Source organism: Variovorax sp. WDL1, assembly GCF_001541225.1.
In the GTDB taxonomy this organism is placed as follows: Bacteria; Pseudomonadota; Gammaproteobacteria; order Burkholderiales; family Burkholderiaceae_C; genus Variovorax.
Map to the genome: position 1 here is coordinate 43,389 of NZ_LMTS01000021.1, position 1,615 is coordinate 45,003.

Genomic DNA, 1,615 nt, shown 5'->3' on the forward strand with positions numbered 1-1,615 from the left:
GTATTGCGATAGTCCTTGGCAAGCCGGGCGGCTGCGTCCACCATGGTGGTCCTGGTCCCGCCCGCGATGCTGCCTCCCTTCGACCCCTGGCTCACCAGCCGCATCGCGTTCGATGCGGCCGCGGTCCCGCATGCCGGCGCCGAGGCGCTGGCCGACCGCCAGGCACGGCGCCTGGCCGATCTCCTGCGCGAGGCCGTGCGCGGATCGGCCTTCTACCGGCGGCGGTTGCGGGGACTCGATCCTTCCACCGTACGGCTGGAAGAACTGCCGGTCGTGCGCAAGGCCGAGCTGATGGGCGCCTTCGACGACTGGGTGACCGACCCGGCGCTGCGCCTCGATGCGCTGCGCCGCTTCACCGCCGACCGCTCTCGCATCGCCGACCCTTTCGCTGAACGCTATGTGGTCTGGGAGAGCTCGGGCAGCAGCGGTGAGCCGGGCATCTTCGTGCAGGACGCCCAGGCGATGGCGGTCTACGACGCGCTCGAGTTCGTGCGCCGGCCAGCTGCGCAATCACTCGAGCGGCTGATGAACCCCTTTGGGCTGGGCGAGCGCATTGCCTTCGTCGGGGCCACCGGCGGGCATTTTGCGAGCACGGTCTCGATCGAGCGGCTGCGCCGGCTCAATCCGGCGCTCTCGCTGAGCCTGCGCAGCATCTCCTTCCTGCAGTCTTCCGAAGCGCTGGTGGCCGAGCTCGACGCCCTGCGGCCCACCATCGTGGCCACCTATCCCAGCGTGGCGGTGCTGCTGGCCGAGGAGCGCATGGCCGGCCGGCTGCACGCGGTGCCGCGGGAGGTGTGGACCGGCGGCGAGGAACTGTCGGCGACGCGGCGCGACTTCGTGGCGCAGGCCCTGGGCTGTCCGGTGGTCAACAGCTACGGTGCCTCCGAATTCCTCACCCTGGCCAGCGAATGCCGCCACGGCCGGTTGCATCTCAACAGCGACTGGGCGATCCTCGAGTCGGTGGACGAGCAAGGTCGCGCGGTCCCGCCCGGGGAGCGGGGCGCCAACACGCTGCTGACCAACCTCGCCAACCACGTGCAGCCGCTGATCCGCTACGAGCTCGGGGACCGCGTGCGGCAGGATGCCGAGGCCTGCCCCTGCGGCTCCGCTTTGCCGGCGATCGAGGTGGAGGGCCGCAACGACGAGGCGCTGAGGCTCGGCCGCCCTGGCGCCCGCGCCGTTTTCGTCCCCCCGCTGGCGGTGAGCACCGTCCTGGAGGACGACGCCGGTCTGTTCGACTTCCAGCTGGTCCAGCAGGGCCCCTGCGAGTTGCTTCTTCGCACCGGCCTCCAAGGCAAGGCGGCGGATGCGAGCCTGCGCCGCGCGCGCGTCGCACTGTCGGCCTTCCTGCTGCGCCTGGGCGCCCACGGCGTGCACATCCGCTGCCGGAGCGGCGAAGCACAGTGCCGCGGCATCAGTGGCAAGGTGCAGCGCGTACTCGTTGCGCCGACTTGAAGGGGCGCAGGGCATCCACTAGGCTTCATGCTTCGACCCCGCGCAAGGCGCCGTGGCCTTGCGAGCGACCGCTTCCAACCCGAACACCCTGGAGATCCACAATGACCTTCGCCTCCGCCGCCGATCTGTCGAGCACTCCCTATGGCGGCTTCCAGCCGGT

The 1,615-nt window shown here is 70.7% G+C and carries 1 protein-coding gene; it reads left to right on the top strand.

The window, feature by feature from the left end:
- The first annotated feature begins 42 nt into the window (after positions 1 to 42).
- Entirely contained in the window at positions 43 to 1,455 is a 1,413-nt protein-coding gene (locus APY03_RS02020; protein WP_102905444.1) for a phenylacetate--CoA ligase family protein, read from the top strand.
- Positions 1,456 to 1,615: the final 160 nt, after the last annotated feature.